Origin of the sequence: Microbacterium sp. (assembly GCF_047606385.1) — a bacterium.
Lineage (GTDB): Bacteria > Actinomycetota > Actinomycetes > Actinomycetales > Microbacteriaceae > Microbacterium.
This window is the reverse complement of the sequence record NZ_JASGEL010000026.1, coordinates 1-17,050: the sequence shown is the minus strand read 5'-3', so window position 1 is coordinate 17,050 and position 17,050 is coordinate 1. Positions and strand designations below refer to the sequence as shown.

Annotated in this window: 22 protein-coding genes, 3 tRNA genes and 1 pseudogene; 19 read left to right on the top strand and 7 right to left on the bottom strand. The window is 66.5% G+C overall.

The window, feature by feature from the left end:
• Window positions 1-41 precede the first annotated feature (41 nt).
• On the bottom strand, window positions 42-305 hold the full coding sequence (locus tag QM626_RS02730; RefSeq protein ID WP_415073708.1) for a glutaredoxin family protein: 264 nt from the start codon (window positions 303-305) through the stop codon (window positions 42-44).
• Between the two features lie 177 nt (window positions 306-482).
• Between QM626_RS02730 and QM626_RS02725 the strand changes: the two genes are divergently transcribed.
• The 4 genes from QM626_RS02725 (at window position 483) to QM626_RS02710 (ending at window position 3,588) form a co-directional block, all read left to right on the top strand.
• Entirely contained in the window at window positions 483-1,631 is a 1,149-nt protein-coding gene (locus QM626_RS02725) for a glycosyltransferase (RefSeq protein WP_415073706.1), read from the top strand.
• Window positions 1,632-1,817: 186 nt separating this feature from the next.
• Window positions 1,818-2,363 carry a MarR family winged helix-turn-helix transcriptional regulator gene (locus tag QM626_RS02720; RefSeq protein ID WP_415073704.1) on the top strand — a complete coding sequence of 182 codons (546 nt, stop codon included), beginning with the start codon at window positions 1,818-1,820 and terminating at the stop codon, window positions 2,361-2,363.
• Window positions 2,360-3,004 carry a dihydrofolate reductase family protein gene (locus QM626_RS02715; protein WP_415073742.1) on the top strand — a complete coding sequence of 215 codons (645 nt, stop codon included), beginning with the start codon at window positions 2,360-2,362 and terminating at the stop codon, window positions 3,002-3,004. The genes QM626_RS02720 and QM626_RS02715 overlap by 4 nt, the downstream gene beginning before the upstream one ends.
• A gap of 2 nt (window positions 3,005-3,006) precedes the next feature.
• Window positions 3,007-3,588 carry a dihydrofolate reductase family protein gene (locus QM626_RS02710; RefSeq protein WP_415073702.1) on the top strand — a complete coding sequence of 194 codons (582 nt, stop codon included), beginning with the start codon at window positions 3,007-3,009 and terminating at the stop codon, window positions 3,586-3,588.
• Between the two features lie 33 nt (window positions 3,589-3,621).
• Here the strand turns inward: QM626_RS02710 and QM626_RS02705 are convergent, their stop codons facing one another.
• On the bottom strand, window positions 3,622-3,981 hold the full coding sequence (locus tag QM626_RS02705; protein WP_415073700.1) for a DUF488 domain-containing protein: 360 nt from the start codon (window positions 3,979-3,981) through the stop codon (window positions 3,622-3,624).
• A 71-nt stretch (window positions 3,982-4,052) separates the two neighbouring features.
• On the opposite strand from QM626_RS02705, the gene QM626_RS02700 reads away from it, so the two are divergent.
• From QM626_RS02700 to QM626_RS02665, 8 genes are all read left to right on the top strand, one after another.
• Window positions 4,053-4,484 carry a hypothetical protein gene (locus QM626_RS02700; RefSeq protein WP_415073698.1) on the top strand — a complete coding sequence of 144 codons (432 nt, stop codon included), beginning with the start codon at window positions 4,053-4,055 and terminating at the stop codon, window positions 4,482-4,484.
• A gap of 26 nt (window positions 4,485-4,510) precedes the next feature.
• Window positions 4,511-5,134, top strand: a complete 624-nt coding sequence (locus QM626_RS02695; RefSeq protein ID WP_415073696.1) for a flavin reductase family protein — start codon at window positions 4,511-4,513, stop codon at window positions 5,132-5,134.
• Window positions 5,131-5,571, top strand: coding sequence for a group III truncated hemoglobin (locus QM626_RS02690; protein WP_415073694.1), 441 nt, complete (start codon window positions 5,131-5,133; stop codon window positions 5,569-5,571). Before QM626_RS02695 ends, QM626_RS02690 begins: the two co-directional genes overlap by 4 nt.
• On the top strand, window positions 5,552-6,199 hold the full coding sequence (locus QM626_RS02685; RefSeq protein WP_415073692.1) for a helix-turn-helix transcriptional regulator: 648 nt from the start codon (window positions 5,552-5,554) through the stop codon (window positions 6,197-6,199). Before QM626_RS02690 ends, QM626_RS02685 begins: the two co-directional genes overlap by 20 nt.
• A 301-nt stretch (window positions 6,200-6,500) precedes the next feature.
• Window positions 6,501-6,887 (top strand): hypothetical protein, encoded by a 387-nt coding sequence (locus QM626_RS02680; protein WP_415073690.1) that lies wholly within the window; start codon window positions 6,501-6,503, stop codon window positions 6,885-6,887.
• A 104-nt stretch (window positions 6,888-6,991) separates the two neighbouring features.
• On the top strand, window positions 6,992-7,834 hold the full coding sequence (locus QM626_RS02675) for a haloacid dehalogenase-like hydrolase (RefSeq protein WP_415073688.1): 843 nt from the start codon (window positions 6,992-6,994) through the stop codon (window positions 7,832-7,834).
• 111 nt (window positions 7,835-7,945) lie between these two features.
• Window positions 7,946-9,946, top strand: a complete 2,001-nt coding sequence (locus QM626_RS02670; RefSeq protein WP_415073686.1) for an N-6 DNA methylase — start codon at window positions 7,946-7,948, stop codon at window positions 9,944-9,946.
• Between the two features lie 395 nt (window positions 9,947-10,341).
• Window positions 10,342-11,310: a hypothetical protein gene (locus QM626_RS02665; protein WP_415073684.1), complete on the top strand. Its 969-nt coding sequence runs from the start codon at window positions 10,342-10,344 to the stop codon at window positions 11,308-11,310.
• Between the two features lie 128 nt (window positions 11,311-11,438).
• Here QM626_RS02665 and QM626_RS02660 read toward each other — a convergent pair whose 3' ends face one another.
• Window positions 11,439-11,780, bottom strand: coding sequence for a hypothetical protein (locus tag QM626_RS02660; RefSeq protein ID WP_415073682.1), 342 nt, complete (start codon window positions 11,778-11,780; stop codon window positions 11,439-11,441).
• 88 nt (window positions 11,781-11,868) lie between these two features.
• Here QM626_RS02660 and QM626_RS02655 point away from each other — a divergent pair.
• The 4 genes and pseudogenes from QM626_RS02655 to QM626_RS02640 all read left to right on the top strand — a co-directional run.
• Window positions 11,869-12,207 (top strand): annotated as a pseudogene (locus tag QM626_RS02655) (hypothetical protein); the annotation flags it as partial.
• 89 nt (window positions 12,208-12,296) lie between these two features.
• A complete protein-coding gene (locus tag QM626_RS02650) occupies window positions 12,297-12,683 on the top strand; it encodes a hypothetical protein (protein WP_415073746.1) in 387 nt (128 codons plus the stop codon).
• A gap of 25 nt (window positions 12,684-12,708) precedes the next feature.
• Window positions 12,709-13,245: a hypothetical protein gene (locus QM626_RS02645; RefSeq protein ID WP_415073680.1), complete on the top strand. Its 537-nt coding sequence runs from the start codon at window positions 12,709-12,711 to the stop codon at window positions 13,243-13,245.
• 173 nt (window positions 13,246-13,418) lie between these two features.
• Window positions 13,419-13,628, top strand: a complete 210-nt coding sequence (locus tag QM626_RS02640) for a hypothetical protein (RefSeq protein WP_415073678.1) — start codon at window positions 13,419-13,421, stop codon at window positions 13,626-13,628.
• Window positions 13,629-14,100: 472 nt separating this feature from the next.
• Here the strand turns inward: QM626_RS02640 and QM626_RS02635 are convergent.
• The 3 genes from QM626_RS02635 to QM626_RS02625 all read right to left on the bottom strand — a co-directional run bounded on the left by QM626_RS02635 (window position 14,101) and on the right by QM626_RS02625 (window position 14,412).
• Window positions 14,101-14,173: transfer RNA gene (locus QM626_RS02635), tRNA-Phe, on the bottom strand.
• A 65-nt stretch (window positions 14,174-14,238) separates the two neighbouring features.
• Window positions 14,239-14,312 (bottom strand) — tRNA-Asp (locus QM626_RS02630).
• Between the two features lie 27 nt (window positions 14,313-14,339).
• A tRNA-Glu gene (locus QM626_RS02625) sits at window positions 14,340-14,412 on the bottom strand.
• Between the two features lie 231 nt (window positions 14,413-14,643).
• Here QM626_RS02625 and QM626_RS02620 point away from each other — a divergent pair.
• Both QM626_RS02620 and QM626_RS02615 read left to right on the top strand, forming a co-directional pair.
• Complete coding sequence (locus QM626_RS02620) at window positions 14,644-15,765, top strand: M23 family peptidase (protein ID WP_415073676.1); 1,122 nt, start codon at window positions 14,644-14,646, stop codon at window positions 15,763-15,765.
• Complete coding sequence (locus tag QM626_RS02615; protein WP_415073674.1) at window positions 15,651-16,001, top strand: M23 family metallopeptidase; 351 nt, start codon at window positions 15,651-15,653, stop codon at window positions 15,999-16,001. The genes QM626_RS02620 and QM626_RS02615 overlap by 115 nt, the downstream gene beginning before the upstream one ends.
• A gap of 75 nt (window positions 16,002-16,076) precedes the next feature.
• Here QM626_RS02615 and QM626_RS02610 read toward each other — a convergent pair whose 3' ends face one another.
• Entirely contained in the window at window positions 16,077-16,568 is a 492-nt protein-coding gene (locus QM626_RS02610; RefSeq protein WP_415073672.1) for an inorganic diphosphatase, read from the bottom strand.
• 151 nt (window positions 16,569-16,719) lie between these two features.
• Here QM626_RS02610 and QM626_RS02605 point away from each other — a divergent pair.
• Window positions 16,720-17,050, top strand: a 331-nt coding sequence (locus QM626_RS02605) for an ATP-binding protein (protein WP_415073670.1), incomplete at its 3' end; no start/stop codon positions are given.

The window sequence follows — 17,050 nt, the reverse complement described above, 5'->3', positions numbered from 1 at the left end:
CTAGCGAGGGCTCGCGATCACCTCACCCCGCCGGCGCACGGTCAGAGAAGGGAGAGCTCGCGCAGCTTCGCCTCGACGTCGGCGTTGCTCGGCTCGACCTGATGCGTGGCGTCGGGATAGACCACGACCGGGATGTTCGTCCGTCCCGAGATCTCGCGCGCGACCTCGGCGGCGGCCGGCTCGGCGTCGAGGTCGATGTACTCGTAGGCGACGCCGAGCTCGTCGAGCTGGGCCTTCGTCCGTCGGCAGTCGCGGCACCATTCGGCGCCGAACATGCGGACGGCGGCGGGGTCATCGTTGCTCATGCCACCAGGGTACGGGGCCGGGCGCAGGCCGGGGCCGCTGCCTGGGAACAGCCCGGCGTTATCTAACGGATTGCTGTGACTTCCGTTCTGAGCAGGGGTTTGCGCGAGGGCACATGCCACGATGGATATGTCGTTCGGTCCCCGAGCGTTCGTTCCATCGCACGGAGGCGGATGTACATGCAGGTCACGGTCGTCGTCCCGACGTTCAACGAAGCCCCCAACGTCGCAGAGCTCGTGCAGCGCATCGCCGCCTCCGCACACGGCTACGAGGTCGACGTCCTGTTCGTCGACGACTCGACCGACGACACCCCCCGCGTGATCGAGAAGGTCGCGGCCTCGGCCCCGATCCTGGTGCGCCTGATCCACCGCACCGACAAGGCCGGCGGTCTGAGCGGCGCCGTCACGACCGGCATCCGCGAGGCCGCCTCGGACGTCTGCGTCGTCATGGACGGCGACCTGCAGCACCCGCCGGAGGACATCGCGCGGCTGGTCACCCGCTACCGTCGCGGCGACGTCGACCTGGTCGTCGCCTCCCGGTACACCGAGGACGGCCAGTCGGACGGACTCGACGGCGGCTCGCGCGTGCTGGTCTCCCGCGGCTCGACGATGCTGACCAAGGCGATGTTCCCGATCCGGCTGAAGGATGTCACCGATCCGATGACCGGCTTCTTCCTGGTGGATCGGGGCGCGCTCGACCTGGCGCAGCTCAAGCCCCGTGGCTTCAAGATCCTGCTCGAGATCCTCGCCCGCGAACCGCTGCGGGTGGCCGAGATCCCGTTCGCGTTCGCCGCGCGTCACGCCGGCGAGTCGAAGGCCTCCTTCGGCCAGGGGCTCAGCTTCATCCTGCAGCTGACCGCGCTGCGCTTCGGCAAGATGTCGCTGTTCGCGCTGATCGGCGCGTTCGGCGCCGTCGCGAACCTCGCGATCGTGTGGCTGCTGTCCTTCAACGGGGTCGGCAACACCATGTCGATGATCCTCGCCGCCGAGATCACGATCCTCGCGAACTTCCTGCTGCAGGAGCGGTTCGTGTTCCAGGACATGCGCGCCGAGGCATCCGGCGTGTTCAGCCGGTTCGCGAAGTCGTTCGCGTTCAACAACGTCGAGCTGATCGTCCGCATCCCGTTGACCGCTCTGATGATCTCGACGTGGCACCTGTCGGTCGTCATCGCGACCGCGATCACCCTCATCGCCGCGTTCGTGGTGCGGTTCCTGTTCCACTCCCTCGTGGTGTACGCGCCCCGCCGCGGCTCGGTCCGCAAGCCGTCGCCCGCGACCCGACTGGTCGAGGAGCTCGACCGCCAGTCGCTCTCGCCCGGCGAGCTCTGACCCCCGCGCCTCTCCCTCCCGCGAGACCGCATCTGCGCGCCGAGACCGTGGGGTGACCCCACGGTCTCGGCGTCCGGTTGCGGTCTCGCGAGGCGAGGCGGGGCGGACGGACCGGCGCGGCGGTACTGTGGCGGGGGCGACGACGCGATGTCGCCCCAGGTCGTCGGTCACGGGAGGGTGGAGCGGATGCCGCAGTCGCGCGGGGCGCCCGAGCCGCTCGCCGGCGAGGTCGACCTCGTGATCGGCGGGTGGCGGCACGAGCTGCCGGATGTCGACTTCTCGCCGCTCGAGGTGTTCTCGCGGCTGCGCCGGCTCGCTGCGGCGTTGCAGACCGAACGGGCGCGGTCGTTCGAGCGCGCCGGGCTGGAGACGGGCGAGTTCGAGATCCTCTCGAGCCTGTGCGTCGCCCCGCACGGCACGTCGACGCCGTCGGAGCTGAGCGCGCTCACGCGCACGCCGTCGGCGACGATGGCCAACCGGGCCGAGCGGCTCGAGCAGCGCGGCTATGTCAAGCGGCGCTGGAACCCCGACGACACCCGCAGCCGCATCGTGCGGATCACGCCCGAGGGACGGCAGGCCGCCGAGCGCGGGATGCGTGAGCTGGTCGCAGCCGAGACCCGCATGCTCGGCGCCCTCAGCGCCGAGCAGCGCGCCCAGCTCGTGGAGCTGCTGCGGGTGCTGGGGGCCGAGCCGGAAGCCCGGAAGGCGCACGAGACGACGAGGAGTCGCTGATGACGGTGCGCGTGGACCTGAACATCTCGCTCGACGGCTTCATGACCACGACCGACCAGACTCCGGAGAGCCCCTTCGGCGACGACTGGGGACGGCTCGTGGCGACCTACACGGGCACCCGGACGTTCCGCGAGCGGGTCCTGCACGACACATCGGGGGAGGGCACGACCGGGCTCGACGACGCGTATGCGAAGGAGTACTTCGCCGAGGTCGGCGCCGAGGTCATGGGCGCCGGCATGTTCGGGCTCCACACGTATCCCGACGATCCGGATTGGCGCGGCTGGTGGGGCGAGGACCCGCCGTTCCACGTGCCGGTGTTCGTGCTGACCCATCGCGCCCGTCCCGCGATCGAGTTCGCGGACGGCACGACGTTCCACTTCCTGACGGCGACGCCGGCCGAAGCCCTCGACCGTGCGCTCGCGGTCGCCGACGGCAAGGACGTGCGGATCGGCGGCGGGGCCACGGTGGTGCGCGATTTCCTGCGCGCAGGTCTCGTCGATCGGTTGCACGTCGCGATCGTGCCGATCCTGCTCGGTCGCGGCATCCGTCTCTGGGACGATCTGCGCGGCCTCGAGGCCGGGTACGACATCGCCGTCGAGGCCGCGCCGAGCGGCGTGACGCATCTCACCTTCCGGAGGTAGCCATGGCCGCCAGATTCGTCTACTGGATGAACGTGTCCGTCGACCTGATGATCGAGGGGGAGCCCGGCGAGCAGGGCGGCGGCGAGTGGATGCGGATCGGCGAGACGCTGCATCGCGAGTTCAACGCGCGGGCCCGACGTCTGTCGATGGCGATCGAGGGACGCGTCATCCACGAGATCATGGCGGAGTTCTGGCCGACGGCCGGTGCGGACGAGTCGCTGCCGGACTACCTGCGCGAGTACGGCGAGATCTGGACGAGGATGCCGAAGGTGCTCGTCTCCCGCACCCGCACCGCCGCGGACCACAACACCCGGATCATCGGCGGCGACGACGCCGTGGCGCAGCTCGCAGCGCTGAAGGACGAGGCCGAGGGCGACATCGGCGTCGGCGGCGCGAACCTGGCGACGCAGCTGCTGCGGGCGGGGCTTCTCGACGAGCTCCTGCTGTTCACGCACCCGGCGATCCTGGGCCGCGGGCGGCCGCTGTTCGACCCGCCGGTCGCGCCGGTCGAGCTGGACCTGCTCGAACAGGCCGAGTTCGAGGCGGGCGTCACGATGCATCGGTACGCGGTGCGTCGCGGGTGAGCGCGTGGCGCTGACGCGCGGGCCGAGCGCCTCTCACGACGTCGCGGTCAGGGCGTCCCGGAGCACGATCGCGTGGTTGACGCGCGGATCCCGCGCGGCATAGAGCAGGGTCGTCGTCGTGTGCGCGCGCACCGCGTCGCGCAGCTCGTCGAGGGCCGGATTCGTCGCCAGCTCGCCGGTGTAGCGCGCGGCGAACTCCGCGAAACGGGCCGGATCGTGCCCCCACCAGGTTCGCAGCTCCGGGCTGGGGGCGACGTCCTTCAGCCACAGGTCCAGGTCGGCACGCTGCCGGGTCAGCCCGCGAGGCCAGAGGCGGTCGACGAGCACCCGGTATCCGTCCTCCGGCTCGGGCGCGTCGTAGACCCGCTTGATCCGCAGCTCGCCGTCGGTCATCACACGCCTCCTGATGCGAGTAGGCTCCGAATAGACAGGACATTACTCCGGTTTATTGGAGCGAAGGACTCATGACGGCAGCGGCGGGCGTACAGATCGCGGCAGTGTTCGTCTGGCTCGGCATGGTGGCGGCGATCTCCTTCCTCGAAGCGCCGCTGAAGTTCCGGGCGCCCGGGATCACCGTGCCGCTCGGGGTCGGCATCGGCCGGCTGGTGTTCCGGGCGCTGAACATCGTCGAGGCGGTGCTGTGGCTCGTGATCCTGGCCGCGCTGCTGCTGCGTCTCGCCGACGCATCGGTGGCGCAGATCGTCCTGGTCGTGGCCGTCGGCGTGGATCTCGGGCTCGGCGCTCTGCTGGTGCGCCCGCTCATGGATCGCAAGGTGCTCGCCGAGGGGGCGGCATCCGGGGTGCCGCGGACGGTGCTCCACGGCGGCTACATCGGGCTGGAGGTCGTCAAGCTCGGCCTCCTGGCCGCGCTCGGCGTCGTCCTGCTCGCCGCCTGACACGAGCGATCGAGAGGAGACCGACCATGACCGAGCCGAGATCCGGCCACGTCGCGATCCGGCCCAGCATCCTGTACGTGGGCACGCCGGTGATGCTCATCGCGACCCGCAACCCCGACGGCTCCGCCAACCTCGCCGCCGCCAGCTCGTACTGGGCGCTGGGCCGGATGCTCGTGATCGGGTTGGAGGCGGACGGGCAGACCGCCGCGAACGTGACCGCGCACCCCGAGCTGACGGTCAGCTTTCCGCAGCCGGAGCTGTGGCCGGCGGTCGAGGCGATCGCCGACACCACCGGCAGCGATCCGGTGCCGGCGGCGAAGGCCTCCCGTTACCGGCATGTCGCCGACAAGTTCGCGGCCGCGGGCCTCACGGCGCAGGAGTCCGAGATCGTGGTGCCGCCGCGCGTGGCCGAATGCGCCCTGCAGCTGGAGGCCGTGGCCCGCCGGATCACCCCCGGACTCGGCGACTACCACCTGGTCGAGGCCGAGGTCGTGCGCGTCCACGCCATCCCCGAGATCGTGGTGCCCGGCACGGAGCACGTCGACCCGCGGGCGTGGCGTCCGACGATCTACAGCTTCCGTCACTATTACGGGCTGGGGCAGGAGCACGGCCATCGTCCCGCCAGCGACGTCGCCGGGAGGCCGGCATGACCGACATCGAGGATCGCGCGGACATCGAGGAGCTCGTGGTCGGGTTCTATCGTGCGGCGTTCGCCGATCCCACGCTCGGCCCGATCTTCACCGAGGTCGCGAAGCTCGACCTCGACCGGCACCTCCCGATCATGTGCGACTTCTGGGAGACGGTGCTGCTGCGCGCCGACAACTATCGCCGCAATGCGCTCCAGCTGCACCTCGACCTGCACGCCCGGCATCCGCTCACCGCCGACCACTTCGGGCGGTGGCTGGCGCTGTGGACTCGCGCCGTGGACGACCGCTTCGCCGGCCCGGTGGCCGACCGTGCGAAGGTGCAGGCGGTGACCATTGCCGGCTCCATGCTGCGACGCCTGGCCGGCCGCTCCGGCAGCGCATTCGAGACCATCACCCGCCGCGACGAGGGGGAGCACGCCGATGCCCGACACCTCCCCTGAGGCGAGCTCACGCGCGACGACGGCATCCGGCGCCCGCGCTCGCGTGCTCGGCATCCTGCGTGCGTCGCCCGTCCCGCTCGATGCCGCTGCGGTCGCAGAACGGCTCGACGTCCACGTCACGACGGCCCGATTCCACCTGGACCGGCTCGCGGACGCCGGACTCGTCGGCCGGAAGTCCGGTGGCGAGAAGCGGCGCGGACGGCCCCGCATCCGGTACGCCCCCGCCGGGGCCGCGCGCGACGAGGACTCCCGCGGGCAGCTCATCCACGTCCTCGCCGGCGCGCTCGCCGAGGATGCCTCCGGCAGCGCCGAGGCCCTCGCCGCCGGCCGCCGCTGGGCGGACGGCTTCGATCCGATCGACGGCGACCCGGTGCCTGCGCTCGTCGACGTGCTCGACGGCCTCGGCTTCGATCCCCACGCCGACGGCAGTCGGATCCGCCTCGACGCGTGCCCGTTCCGGGCCGTCGCCCGCGATCACCCGGAGGTGGTGTGCGCGGTCCATCGCGGCCTGATCGAGCGGCTCCTCAAGCCGACCGCCCTGCGGGCGCGGCTGGTGCCGTTCGTCGAGCCGGAGCTCTGCCTCGTCGCGCTCGGGCCGGCGCGGAATGAAGAAACCCCCTCGGTGTAGAAGCCACCTCGGGGGTTCCGTGGCTCCGACGGGCGTCGATCCCGTGACCTCACGATTTTCAGTTGTATTCGCGGGGTCAGTGGGTGCTCACGAGTGCTCGTTGGCCGCGTGATTTCGCGGAAGTCGTGCTCGTTGGGGGTGGCTGGTTCTGGGTGGTTTCAACCGAGTTCCCGGCCCGGGACCGGCCCAAAAGGGAGCCTCTAGCGCTTCACGCCGACCATACGGTTCCGCTAGCCGGTCCAACTCTTGTTGGCGTGCGAGTCGATGGGCGGATGTCGTCGACAACCTCTAGCGTGGCGTTATGTCGACCATTGTTGCTCCGTCTGTCACCGCCGGCAAGGAGGCGCTTGAGCGCTGGGAACTGACGGGGCGTAGGGCTTCTATAGTCGCCTGGTCCAGCATCGTCGGGTCTCTGGGCAGAGACGAATTGATGGGTGCGGGCGTCGACGAGGCTGTCCTCATTCCAGATTCAGACATCGTTGAACTTGTCGTGACACCCTCCTGTGATTGGGCGGGCGTTGCGGATAGCGTCGCTGCTCTCCAATCCGCCGGATGGATGGTAACGGTATTGACGCAGCTTGCGTCCCTCGGCGAGGCTCACAACGTGCTTGCGGGAACTGCGGTCAGCCTCCAGGGTTGCTGGCGAAACGAGGCCGGCTGGCGATTCAGCCCGGCAGAGATTGCGTAGATGTCACCGCCGCTCAATGCCCAGAACGTGATCGCGTTCATTTGGGACTTCGATAAGACGCTGACTCCTGGCTACATGCAGCAGCCCATTTTGACGCGTACGGGGTGGCTGCATCGACCTTTTGGAAGGAAGTCAACGCGTTAGTAGATCACTATCGGGGGCGTGGTCTGCAGGTGTCGAAGGACACCGCCTATCTCGGACACATGCTGACCTACATCGACGACGGACCGTTCGATGGCCTCACCAACGCTCGCCTACGAGAGCTCGGCGCGAGTGCCCCACTTGCTCCCGGAATGCCCGACTTCATGGACCGAATGCGCGCAGTTGTTCGGGATGACGCTCGATTCGCTCATCATGAAATCAAGGTCGAGCACTACATCGTTTCCACCGGGCTGCGACAGATGATCGAAGGAAACCCGATCCGATCCCATGTCGACGGGGTCTGGGCGTGTGAACTGCTTTCCGACCCGCCGACTGCGGGTTACCTCGAAACACTCGAGCACCTTGAGCTAAATGACAAGTTGACTCAGGTCGGGTACGCCCTGGATAACACGACGAAGACACGGGCCGTTTTCGAGATCAACAAGGGTTCGAACGTCGAGCCGACCCTGGACGTAAACGCTCGGATGGATAGCGATGAGCGGCGCGTCCCCATGCAGCACATGATTTACGTCGCGGATGGTCCGAGCGACGTTCCCGTGTTCTCCGTGGTCGGTGGGAGCGGAGGGCGAACTCTCGGAGTGTGGACGGACGCTGCCAACTACGCGAACGTGAAGCAGCTGCAGGACGACGGCCGCGTAAACAGCATCGCGAAGGCAGACTTCTCTGAAGGGAGTGAGGCAGATATGTGGTTGAGTGCCACGCTTCATTCGATCGCGACGCGAATCTGTGATACGAGAGATCGGAGGCTCGCGAGCATCACCGCACCGGGCGGCCACGTCGTCTGACCTCGGGGTGCGTGTCGCCGCCTCGCGGCCCGGCTCCCGAGCTGTCAACAGGTCCCGGTTAGGCTACGGGAGCCCCAGTAGCTCTGCGAGAAAACCACGCAAGGATCCCACGTGCCCCAGCCTCCTATGCTTCAAGCGCCGACAGTCACTCCCGTCGGGTCGGTTCCTGAGGGTAAGGTCGCGGACTACCTCACGGGTCGATACGTACGCGACACGGCCGAAGAATATGTTCGCCAGAACATCGAGAAGGCCCTCGTTCGTCAGTACAAGTACCCGCCCAAGGCCTGCGAACCGGAGTTCGCCATCAAGGTGGGCAGCAGCAAGAAGCGCGTAGACGTCGTCGTGTTCGACAGGGAGAACGAGCGTACCCAGGCGACGGCCTTCCTGCTCGTTGAGACAAAGAGAGCTGACGTAAAGCCCGGCAATAAAACTGACGGCGTCGGACAGCTTCAGTCGTACATGGCTGCCTGTCTGAATGTCCGATACGGCATGTGGACCAACGGTGACGATCGATTCTGCTTCGCCAAGCGGCCCGACGGCAAGGGTGGTTGGTCGTTCGAGGAAATCATCGACATTCCGGCGTTCGGGCAGTCGGAAGAGGACGCTCAGCGACCGAGTCGCAAGGACCTGAAGGTTGCCACAGCAGATAACCTGCTTTTCGCATTCCGACGTTGCCACAACTACATCGCCGCGCACGAGGGTAAGCAAAAGACAGAGGCGTTCTGGGAACTGCTGAAATTGATCTTCACGAAGATCGAGGACGAGCGGTCACCAAAGATCAACTTCTACGCGACCCCCAGTGAACGCGAGAATGCCACCGTGGCCACTGCGGCGAAGAAGCGGATCCAGGAGCTTTTTACGACCAAGGTGGTGAAGAAATACCCCACCATCTTCGACGCCAAAGATGAAGCGATCGATCTCAAACCATCCGTCGTTGCCTACGTGGTTACGCAACTTCAGGGCTACTCGCTTTTGGCGTCTCCCGTTGACGTCAAGGGAGTGGCGTACGAGGAGATCGTCGGGTCGAATCTTCGCGGTGACCGCGGCGAGTTCTTTACACCTCGGAACGCGTGCCGCATGGCAGTGACCATGCTCAATCCGCAGCCGGACGAGCGCGTGCTGGATCCATCGTGCGGAACCGGGGGGTTCCTGATCACCGCTATGAACCACGCCCTGGAGTTCGTAGAGCGGACGGAGCGCGCTCAGTGGGCCGACCCGACGATCGGGACAGATAGCGAGCGGCAGGAGCTCTACCGCCGGCGTCAGGAGTACCTGTCACAGTGTGTGTTGGGCATCGACTTGAACCCCGCCCTCGTCCGGGCTGCGAAGATGAACATGGTAATGAACAACGATGGCTCCGGCGGTCTGTGGCAGGCAAATTCGCTCGAGAACCCCCATCTCTGGAATGCGGAGCTTGCGAATCGGGTGCCTCTTGGAAGCGTTGATGTCATTGTTTCCAACCCTCCATTCGGCTCCAAGATCCCCATCGATGATGAGGCGACGCTAGTCCAGTACGATCTGGCCGCGGTGTGGGACCAGAGCGAGTCTGGGAACTGGAGTATCCGGCAAGATCAGCACGGGAACCGAGTGCTACAGAAGTCGCAGCCGCCGGAGATTCTCTTCATTGAGCGTTGCCTGCAATTGCTAGTTCCGGGAACGGGGCGCATGGCGATGGTCATTCCTAACGGGATTCTGAACAACCCCGGGATGGCCTATGTCAGGAGTTGGATCGTGCGGCACGCCCAAATTCTGGCCGTCGTCGACATGCAACGGGATCTGTTTCAGCCTGGTAACGACACACAAACTTCGATGGTGCTGATGCGACGGTTGGACGCGACCGAGGTCCAGGAGGCAGAAGCGCGCGGACTCGATTACCCACTTTTCATGGCGGTCGCCGAGAAAATTGGTCACGACAAGCGGGGCAACGTCATCTATCGCCGAACCGCTGATGGCGAAGATGCATTAGTCAGTCGAATCGAGGTTCTCACTGAGATCGATCCGACCACGGGGCTCGAGGTCCTACGCGAGGTGGAGGTGACTGAGCGTCAGATCGACGACGAACTGCCAGAGGTGGCGACTGCGTACCTTCGATGGCTCAGTGACCAGCAATGATCACTGTAAGTGTGCGGGCTCGCGCCGCGTTCGCAGAGGGCCGGCTAGACGCGAAGTATCACTCGTCAGAGGGCGTGCTCGCTGCTGAGCGAATCCTATTGTTGACGGCAGCTGGCACAGTTATCCGGCGCGTAGCTGGTTTTGCGGGGATTGGCGTCGTCGGGGCTACTTCAAGAAGCAAGCGTGTCTACGCAGCTGATGGCGAAGAGTCTCTGCCGTACCTCCGCCCCTACGACGTGTTCGATTATCTGCCCAAAGCGTCGGATCAACTTTCCGCAACGGGAAGCATCGGAGCGAGGGGACTCATTCCAGCTCGAGGCACCATTCTTCAAACGTGTTCGGGTAGAAACCTCGGTCCTCTCGCCTACGCGGACGCCTACTTGGCGAAGTTTGTCGTGAGCGATGACATGCTCCGCTTGCACATCGACGACGAGAGTGACCGGTTCTACACGCTCGCCTTTTTGAGCACGCAGACGGGACAGGCGCTGCTCACGCGCAGCAAGACTGGCAACGTCATTGATCACCTTTCCGCTGACGATCTCTCGGGTGTGGGAGTCCCCTTCTTCGAAAGTGAACTCACCGGCGCTGTCGTGCGACTCATGCGTGAGGCGATATTGGCGCGTGAGAACGCCCGTTTGACCCTCGATTCGTTGATCTCGCGTGTTCAAACCGAATTGCCGACTATGGAGAGGGGCAGTCCACTCAAGTCGGGGTGGTCCATGCGCGCTAGCGGATTACAGAGTCGAATGGATGCTGCTCACTGGGATCCTGTTGTTGTTCGGCTGCGCGCTGACCTCGCCGCGCGAGGTTGCCGACGGTTAGGTGAATTCGCGGACGTGCAGTTGCCAAACTGGTACAAGAGGCACTACGTCGGCGCTGAGCACGGAAGGCCGATCATCTCCGGCAGGCAGGTTCTCCAGGCTCGACCAGTACACCTGCAATACCTCGCGGAGCGGTCGCTCGATTTCGAGGAGTACGAGTTTGGTGCGGGCACGATCGCATTTGGCGCTAGGGGGCGCGCTGAGGACAGGCTGTCGCAGCCGACTCTCATCACACAAGACCGTGCGAGTTGGCTCGGCAGCGAGAACGTCATGCGTGTACGTCCGAAGGAGGGCGTCGATCCAGGCTGGATCTTCCTCGCGATGTCATGTAGCCAGGTGCAAGCGCAGGTGAAAGCCGGTACTTACGGCGCCGTGGTTGACGTTGTCGACGCTCGGCGTCTGCCAGACATTCTGATTCCGCCGCCAAACGAGGACCTCGCCCAGCAAGCGTCGCAGTGTTGGAAGGACTTCGAGTCTGCGAGAGCCCTTGAGGACGAAGCGATCGCGCTGATCCAATCGAGAATTGTCGCGGAAACGGCGTGAGGCGAGGTCCTGCGGCGACCGAGGAGCGCGCGGACCGGAGCGCAGCGAGGACCGCACGCACCGCAGTGTCGCCCCAGGACCTCGCGTTGCCGGCCGTCAGGCCGGCCTTGAACGAGTAAAGAAAGTTCTCACACATCGTCCTTTGCGCGCGAGCGACCGAGGCGTGCTCGAGCATCCCGAGTGCGCCTCGGTTGGTCTTCGTCGGCGCTGCCGGCGATCTTTTGGCGCAGCGAGTTGAGCGCGCTCATGTCGTAGCTGCCCGAGTCGCGGATCTCCTGCGCAGAGGTTCCAACGGTCCCGCCGAGGTCGACAAGGTCTAGGAGCGAGATCGACGGGAACGCGAGCAGGATCGTCTCGGCGTTCGGATGCGGCGAGAGCAGTGATGCGACAGCATCAACCGTTCCGGATGAGTAACGCCGGATGAAGCCCTGAGAGCTAGTGTCCTGCGCTCGAGCGAGGTCCGAGATCACAGGGCGCGGGTTGTGGAACTTGTGCGCGTACGCGGATAGGAGTGCTCGAAGGTCGGTCGCGGCTCGTGCCGTCTTGTGTGCGGCGCTGATGGCACGGCCAAGCTCGTCTTGGACGTCGCCCGGCTTATCTGGCCAGTTGATCTTCTCTGCTCATGAGAGGGGAGCAGAGATGCAATCGCCAGATGCAGACGACTTCAGTTTCGACGTCGTTGACTTCGTGACGAGCGATCACCACTTCGGGCACGCGCGGATCAGCGAACTCGCTGGTCGGCCGTTCACATCGGTCGACGAGATGAACTCGGTCATGATCGAACGATGGAACGACCTCGTCGGCACCGATGACGTCGTGCTGCACCTCGGCGACCTCGCGCTCGGCCCTATCGAGCAGAGCGTTGCACTGACCTCGCAGTTGAACGGGCGGCGGCTTCTTGTTCCTGGCAATCATGACCGCGTCTCGCCGGCGACGCAGTCGCAACACGCCATCGAGCGCTTCCGCCCGCTGTATGAAGACGCCGGGTGGACGATCTGCCGGAGATCCTGGATGGATCTCGCCGCGGTACCCGGCTGCTTGCGTCTCACTACCCCTATGCGGGCGATACGACCGGGGTCGAGCGGCATAGTTCGCACCGCCCCATGGACACCGGCGTGCCGCTGCTGCATGGACATACACACGAGCGCGACTTCGGTCCACACGGCTCGCATGAGTTCCACGTCGGAGTGGATGCGTTCGGCTTCGCGCCGATCCAGTTTGAACTGATCGACGCGTGGCTGGAGGATCTGCGTCGCGAAGAGGAAGAGATCGCGGCAATCGTGCGTGAACGTACCGCGGCAGGGGAGAGCACATCGCTTGACGACCTCGCGCGGCGGTTCGGTGTGGAGCTCGACAGCCAGCCGGAACAGTGACCGTGCCCTTGTCTACGCTGAGACGGTGAGTTTCCGTCCCGCCGATCGAGTCTTCGTCGACGAGTCGAAAGCGCGCGGGTACTACGTAGTAGCCACGGCTTCGGCAGCTGGATCAGTGCAGGCCTCGGAGAAGGCGCTTCGTGGCTTGCTGAAGCCTGGCCAGCGGCGCATTCACTTCAAGAGTGAGAGCGATAGTCGGCGTCGAGAGATCCTTGCGCGGCTGTGCGAGATGGATGTTCGGGTGTCGGTCTGGCTCGTGCGCGGTGTCACCGACCGAGAGGCGCGGCCCTTGTGTCTGGCTGCGCTCACCGACGCGGCGCTCCGAGACGGAGTCGCTCACCTCGTGATCGAACGTGACGCTTCGTTGGAGCGCGCCGATCGTCAGCTGATCGCCGCTGCGCTTCGTGCCCATCCCGCGGCAGAGCTTCGGTACGAGCACGTGGCGCCGCACGATAAGCCGCTGCTCTGGGTGAGCGACGCGGTCGCATGGTGCTACTCGAACGGCGGCGACTGGGTGCGGCGCGTCGAGCCCGTCGTTCAGGGGCGCGTCACCCGGCTGTAGAAACACGTGAGCCTGGCTCGTCATACCGTCCGGAAGACTGCCAAGCTCCGAGGGCTACTGCCCGCCGTTACTTCAGTGTACCTCGGCGGATGGCTACGCGGATAGCTCAGATCGGCAGCCGCCGCCGGGATGTCGGCAGCCCATGGGAGGCTCGATCCAGAGGGAGGAGCGCCATGTTGCAGAAGATCACCTCGTCGCCCTCGAAGCTCTGGATGGGCAGAGGGTCACACGGTGTGACGGTCCAGGAGATCGCGGCCCTCTGGGATGGTGTTGAGGCGCGTGTGACGGTCAGGCGTGCGCACCACGGTGGGGTGGTTCTGCGCCTCGACAAGGTGGAACTCGAAGCCTTCGCCGCATGGATCGATGAGATCGTCCCGCGCTAAGCTGGCCGGTTATGAAAAATCAGGACGAAACGAGCATCGTGCTCGACGGAGTGACCTACGAGGTCGTCTTCAGCGGCGATCTCAGTGATGCCGAACGCGCGAAGAACGGGTTCCCCCGCCGAAGGGGACGAAGTGCGCTTGCGATCGCTGCGCATGCGAGAACGAAGCGGATGTCGGAAGCGTCGAGCATCCGATCTGCGGGTGCTGTTTGGGGGACTGTCCCGACGTGCATCCCGACGCCGAGATCAACACAAAATGAGCCTCGACCGGCCCCAGACCGGCCCAAACGCCTCCGACGAACGCGTTTCGCCGTGTTCGGTCGCTCGCAGACTGAGGCCAACAAGCCGCGTTTCGTCTCGCTGCGCTCGCTCAACGATCGGGACCAAAACCGCCCCTGACCAGGGCAAAGCAAAACCCCCGCCATGTAGAAGCTAGGCGAGGGTTTCTGGGACCGTTGTAACGACGGTCCTTGTGGCTCCGACGGGCGTCGATCCCGTGACCTCACGATTTTCAGTCGTGCGCTCTACCAACTGAGCTACAGAGCCGTACGGCATCGGATGCCGCATCCGAGACGAAAGGCCCTCTGAAACAAAGGGCCCGTCGCTTGGAGCGACCCTGACGGGACTTGAACCCGCGACCTCCGCCGTGACAGGGCGGCACGCTAACCAACTGCGCTACAGGGCCATGCTTGTTGAGTTGTGCCGGAATCAGTGACCCCAACGGGATTCGAACCCGTGCTACCGCCGTGAAAGGGCGGCGTCCTAGGCCGCTAAACGATGGGGCCGAGCGAACCCGGGGGCTCACGCTTACCGACGGTCAAGCATACGTGAGACCGCACCGAATCGCGAATCGGAGCGGGGCGGATCGTGTCCCGGCCCGCGCGCCGCGCCGCGGGCGTCGCGAACGGGCGAGAGGATGTCCGCGGTGCTGTATGCCCGGTGATCTGGGAAAACCCGTTGCAAATGTGACTGATGTTGTTAGTGTGGTTCGAGTTACGAGTCCGAGGGGTATTTCCGTGACGCATTCCGAGATCGACGATGCGCTCGTGGCGCACGAGTGCGACTGCGCCCCGACGGCACATGAACGCCGCGCGCTGTGGCAGCCCGTCAACCGTCGCACCGCTCTCGGCCTCGGCGCCCTGGGCATCGTCGCCGTGGCCGGGCTCGGCACGGCATCCCTCTCCCCGGCGTATGCGACCGACGGCTATCCCTCCTGGGATGACGTGCAGGCGGCGAAGAACAACGAGGCGGCGAAGGCCTCCGAGGTCTCCAAGATCCAGCAGCTGATCTCCGACCTGCAGACCGACGTCGCCAACAAGCAGGCCATCGCCGACCAGAAGGCCGCCGAGTACTACACGGCCCAGCAGGCGTTCTACGACGCCTCGCGCACCGCGGACGACCTGCAGTCGCAGGCCGACGCCCAGTCCGCTGCGGCGATCGACGCCGCCAACGCGGCGGGCCGCGTCGCCGCCCAGCTGTACCGCACCGGCGGTGACGACACCACGATGCAGCTCTTCCTCGCCGGCTCCGCCGCGACCGCCGACGATCTGCTGGCGCGCCTGGGCACGATGGACAAGCTCCTCGAGCGCAACCAGGCCGTCTACGCCGCCGCCGTCAACGCCCGCAACGCCGCGCAGAGCCTCAGCGACCAGGCCCAGGTCGCCCGCGACGCCCGCGACCAGCTGCAGCAGGCCGCCGACCAGGCGATGCAGGACGCGCAGGATGCCGCGGCTGCGGCGCAGACCGCGCTGGACGCGCAGAACGCCAACCTCACCACGCTGCAGGCCCAGCTCGCCGCGCTGCAGGACACGACCGCGAAGACGGTCGCGGAGTACAGGAGGGCGTCGAGGTCGCCAAGCAGCAGGCCGCTGCGGCGGCAGCCGCGGCGGCCGCGGCTGCAGCAGCGGCCGCCGCGCAGGCCAACAGCAGCAGCAGCGCGAGCGGCGGCGGGACGACCTCGACCAGCGGGTGGGTCCGCCCGGCCGGGGGCGTCGAGAGCTCCGGCTACGGCGCCCGCACCTCGGTGTGCGTGGCCAGCGGCTGCTCCAGCAGCTTCCACTACGGCGTCGACCTGGCCCCGGGCTGCTATGCGAACATCTACGCCGCCTACTCCGGGACGGTCAAGTACTCCGGCATGACCAGCGGCTACGGCAACTACATCAGCATCGACCACGGCGGCGGCGTCGGCACCGGATACGGCCACGCCGCCGAGCGCTACGTCAGCGCCGGCCAGTACGTCACCGCCGGCCAGGTGATCGCCGCGGTGGGCAACACCGGCATCTCCACCGGCTGCCACCTCCACTTCGAGGTCTACAACAACTGGTCGCCGATCAACCCGACGCCGTTCATGGCCGCGCGGGGCATCTCGGTCTGACCACGCCGAGCCGGCAGCGTCCGCACGGCCGGCGACCCGGGACGTACGAGCACTGCCGGCTCGTGGGGTGACGGATCAGCCCTCGTGCGTCGCGAGCCGCTCGAACGCCTCGGCGACGAGCTTCTCCGCGGTGGCGGCGTCCGCCCACGCGTCGACCTTGACCCACTTGCCGGGCTCGAGGTCCTTGTAGTGCTCGAAGAAGTGCGTGATCTCCTTCTTCGTGTACTCCGGGATGTCGTCGACGTCCTGGATGTGCGCCCAGCGCGGGTCCTTGCCGAGCACGGCGACGACCTTGTCGTCGCCGCCGGCCTCGTCGCTCATCTTCAGCACGCCGACCGGGCGCACCGAGGCCGTGACGCCCGGATAGAGGTCGTGGTCGAGCAGCAGCAGCACGTCGAGAGGGTCGCCGTCCTCGCCGAGCGTGTTCTCGAAGAAGCCGTAGTTCGCCGGGTAGCCGAAGACGGTGTACAGGATGCGGTCCAACGCCACGCGTCCGGTCTCGTGGTCGACCTCGTACTTCACGCGGCTGCCGCGGGGGATCTCGATGACGGCGTCGTACGCGCCCATACCTGTGCTCCTTGCTCGTTCGGTGGATGCCGCGAACCAGCCTAGCCGTGTCATAACTCCGCCTCGATCGCCGCGGAACACCGGGAAACCGGGGTTTTCGCGGCCGCCGGCGTTGCCGAGGAGGAGTTGTGACACGGCTACGGTGGGGCGCATGAGTCCGTCGCTCGACCCTGCCGTCGCCGAGATCCGCCGCAACGTCCGCGAGGCGTTGGCGCCGATCGGCGCGGCGACGGTCCTGGTCGCCCTGTCCGGCGGCGCGGACTCGCTGGCCCTGGCGGCCGCGATCGGGTTCGAGGCGCCGAAGCTCGGCGTGCGCGCGATCGCCGTCACCGTCGACCACGGTCTGCAGCCCGACTCCGCCGGCGTCGCCGAGCGGGCGGCCGCGACGGCACGGGAGCTCGGACTCGAGGCGCAGGTCGTCCGCGTCGAGGTCGGCTCCGCGGGCGGCCCGGAGGCGGCCGCCCGCGAGGCCCGCCATGCCG

What these genes read in the sequence shown, in the direction of transcription:
- QM626_RS02730 (WP_415073708.1), bottom strand. Translation starts at nt 305, where the DNA reads ATGAGCAACGATGACCCCGCCGCCGTCCGCATGTTCGGCGCCGAATGG.
- QM626_RS02725 (WP_415073706.1), top strand. Translation starts at nt 483, where the DNA reads ATGCAGGTCACGGTCGTCGTCCCGACGTTCAACGAAGCCCCCAACGTC.
- QM626_RS02720 (WP_415073704.1), top strand. Translation starts at nt 1,818, where the DNA reads ATGCCGCAGTCGCGCGGGGCGCCCGAGCCGCTCGCCGGCGAGGTCGAC.
- QM626_RS02710 (WP_415073702.1), top strand. Translation starts at nt 3,007, where the DNA reads ATGGCCGCCAGATTCGTCTACTGGATGAACGTGTCCGTCGACCTGATG.
- QM626_RS02705 (WP_415073700.1), bottom strand. Translation starts at nt 3,981, where the DNA reads ATGACCGACGGCGAGCTGCGGATCAAGCGGGTCTACGACGCGCCCGAG.
- QM626_RS02700 (WP_415073698.1), top strand. Translation starts at nt 4,053, where the DNA reads ATGACGGCAGCGGCGGGCGTACAGATCGCGGCAGTGTTCGTCTGGCTC.
- QM626_RS02695 (WP_415073696.1), top strand. Translation starts at nt 4,511, where the DNA reads ATGACCGAGCCGAGATCCGGCCACGTCGCGATCCGGCCCAGCATCCTG.
- QM626_RS02690 (WP_415073694.1), top strand. Translation starts at nt 5,131, where the DNA reads ATGACCGACATCGAGGATCGCGCGGACATCGAGGAGCTCGTGGTCGGG.
- QM626_RS02685 (WP_415073692.1), top strand. Translation starts at nt 5,552, where the DNA reads ATGCCCGACACCTCCCCTGAGGCGAGCTCACGCGCGACGACGGCATCC.
- QM626_RS02680 (WP_415073690.1), top strand. Translation starts at nt 6,501, where the DNA reads ATGTCGACCATTGTTGCTCCGTCTGTCACCGCCGGCAAGGAGGCGCTT.
- QM626_RS02640 (WP_415073678.1), top strand. Translation starts at nt 13,419, where the DNA reads ATGTTGCAGAAGATCACCTCGTCGCCCTCGAAGCTCTGGATGGGCAGA.
- QM626_RS02610 (WP_415073672.1), bottom strand. Translation starts at nt 16,568, where the DNA reads ATGGGCGCGTACGACGCCGTCATCGAGATCCCCCGCGGCAGCCGCGTG.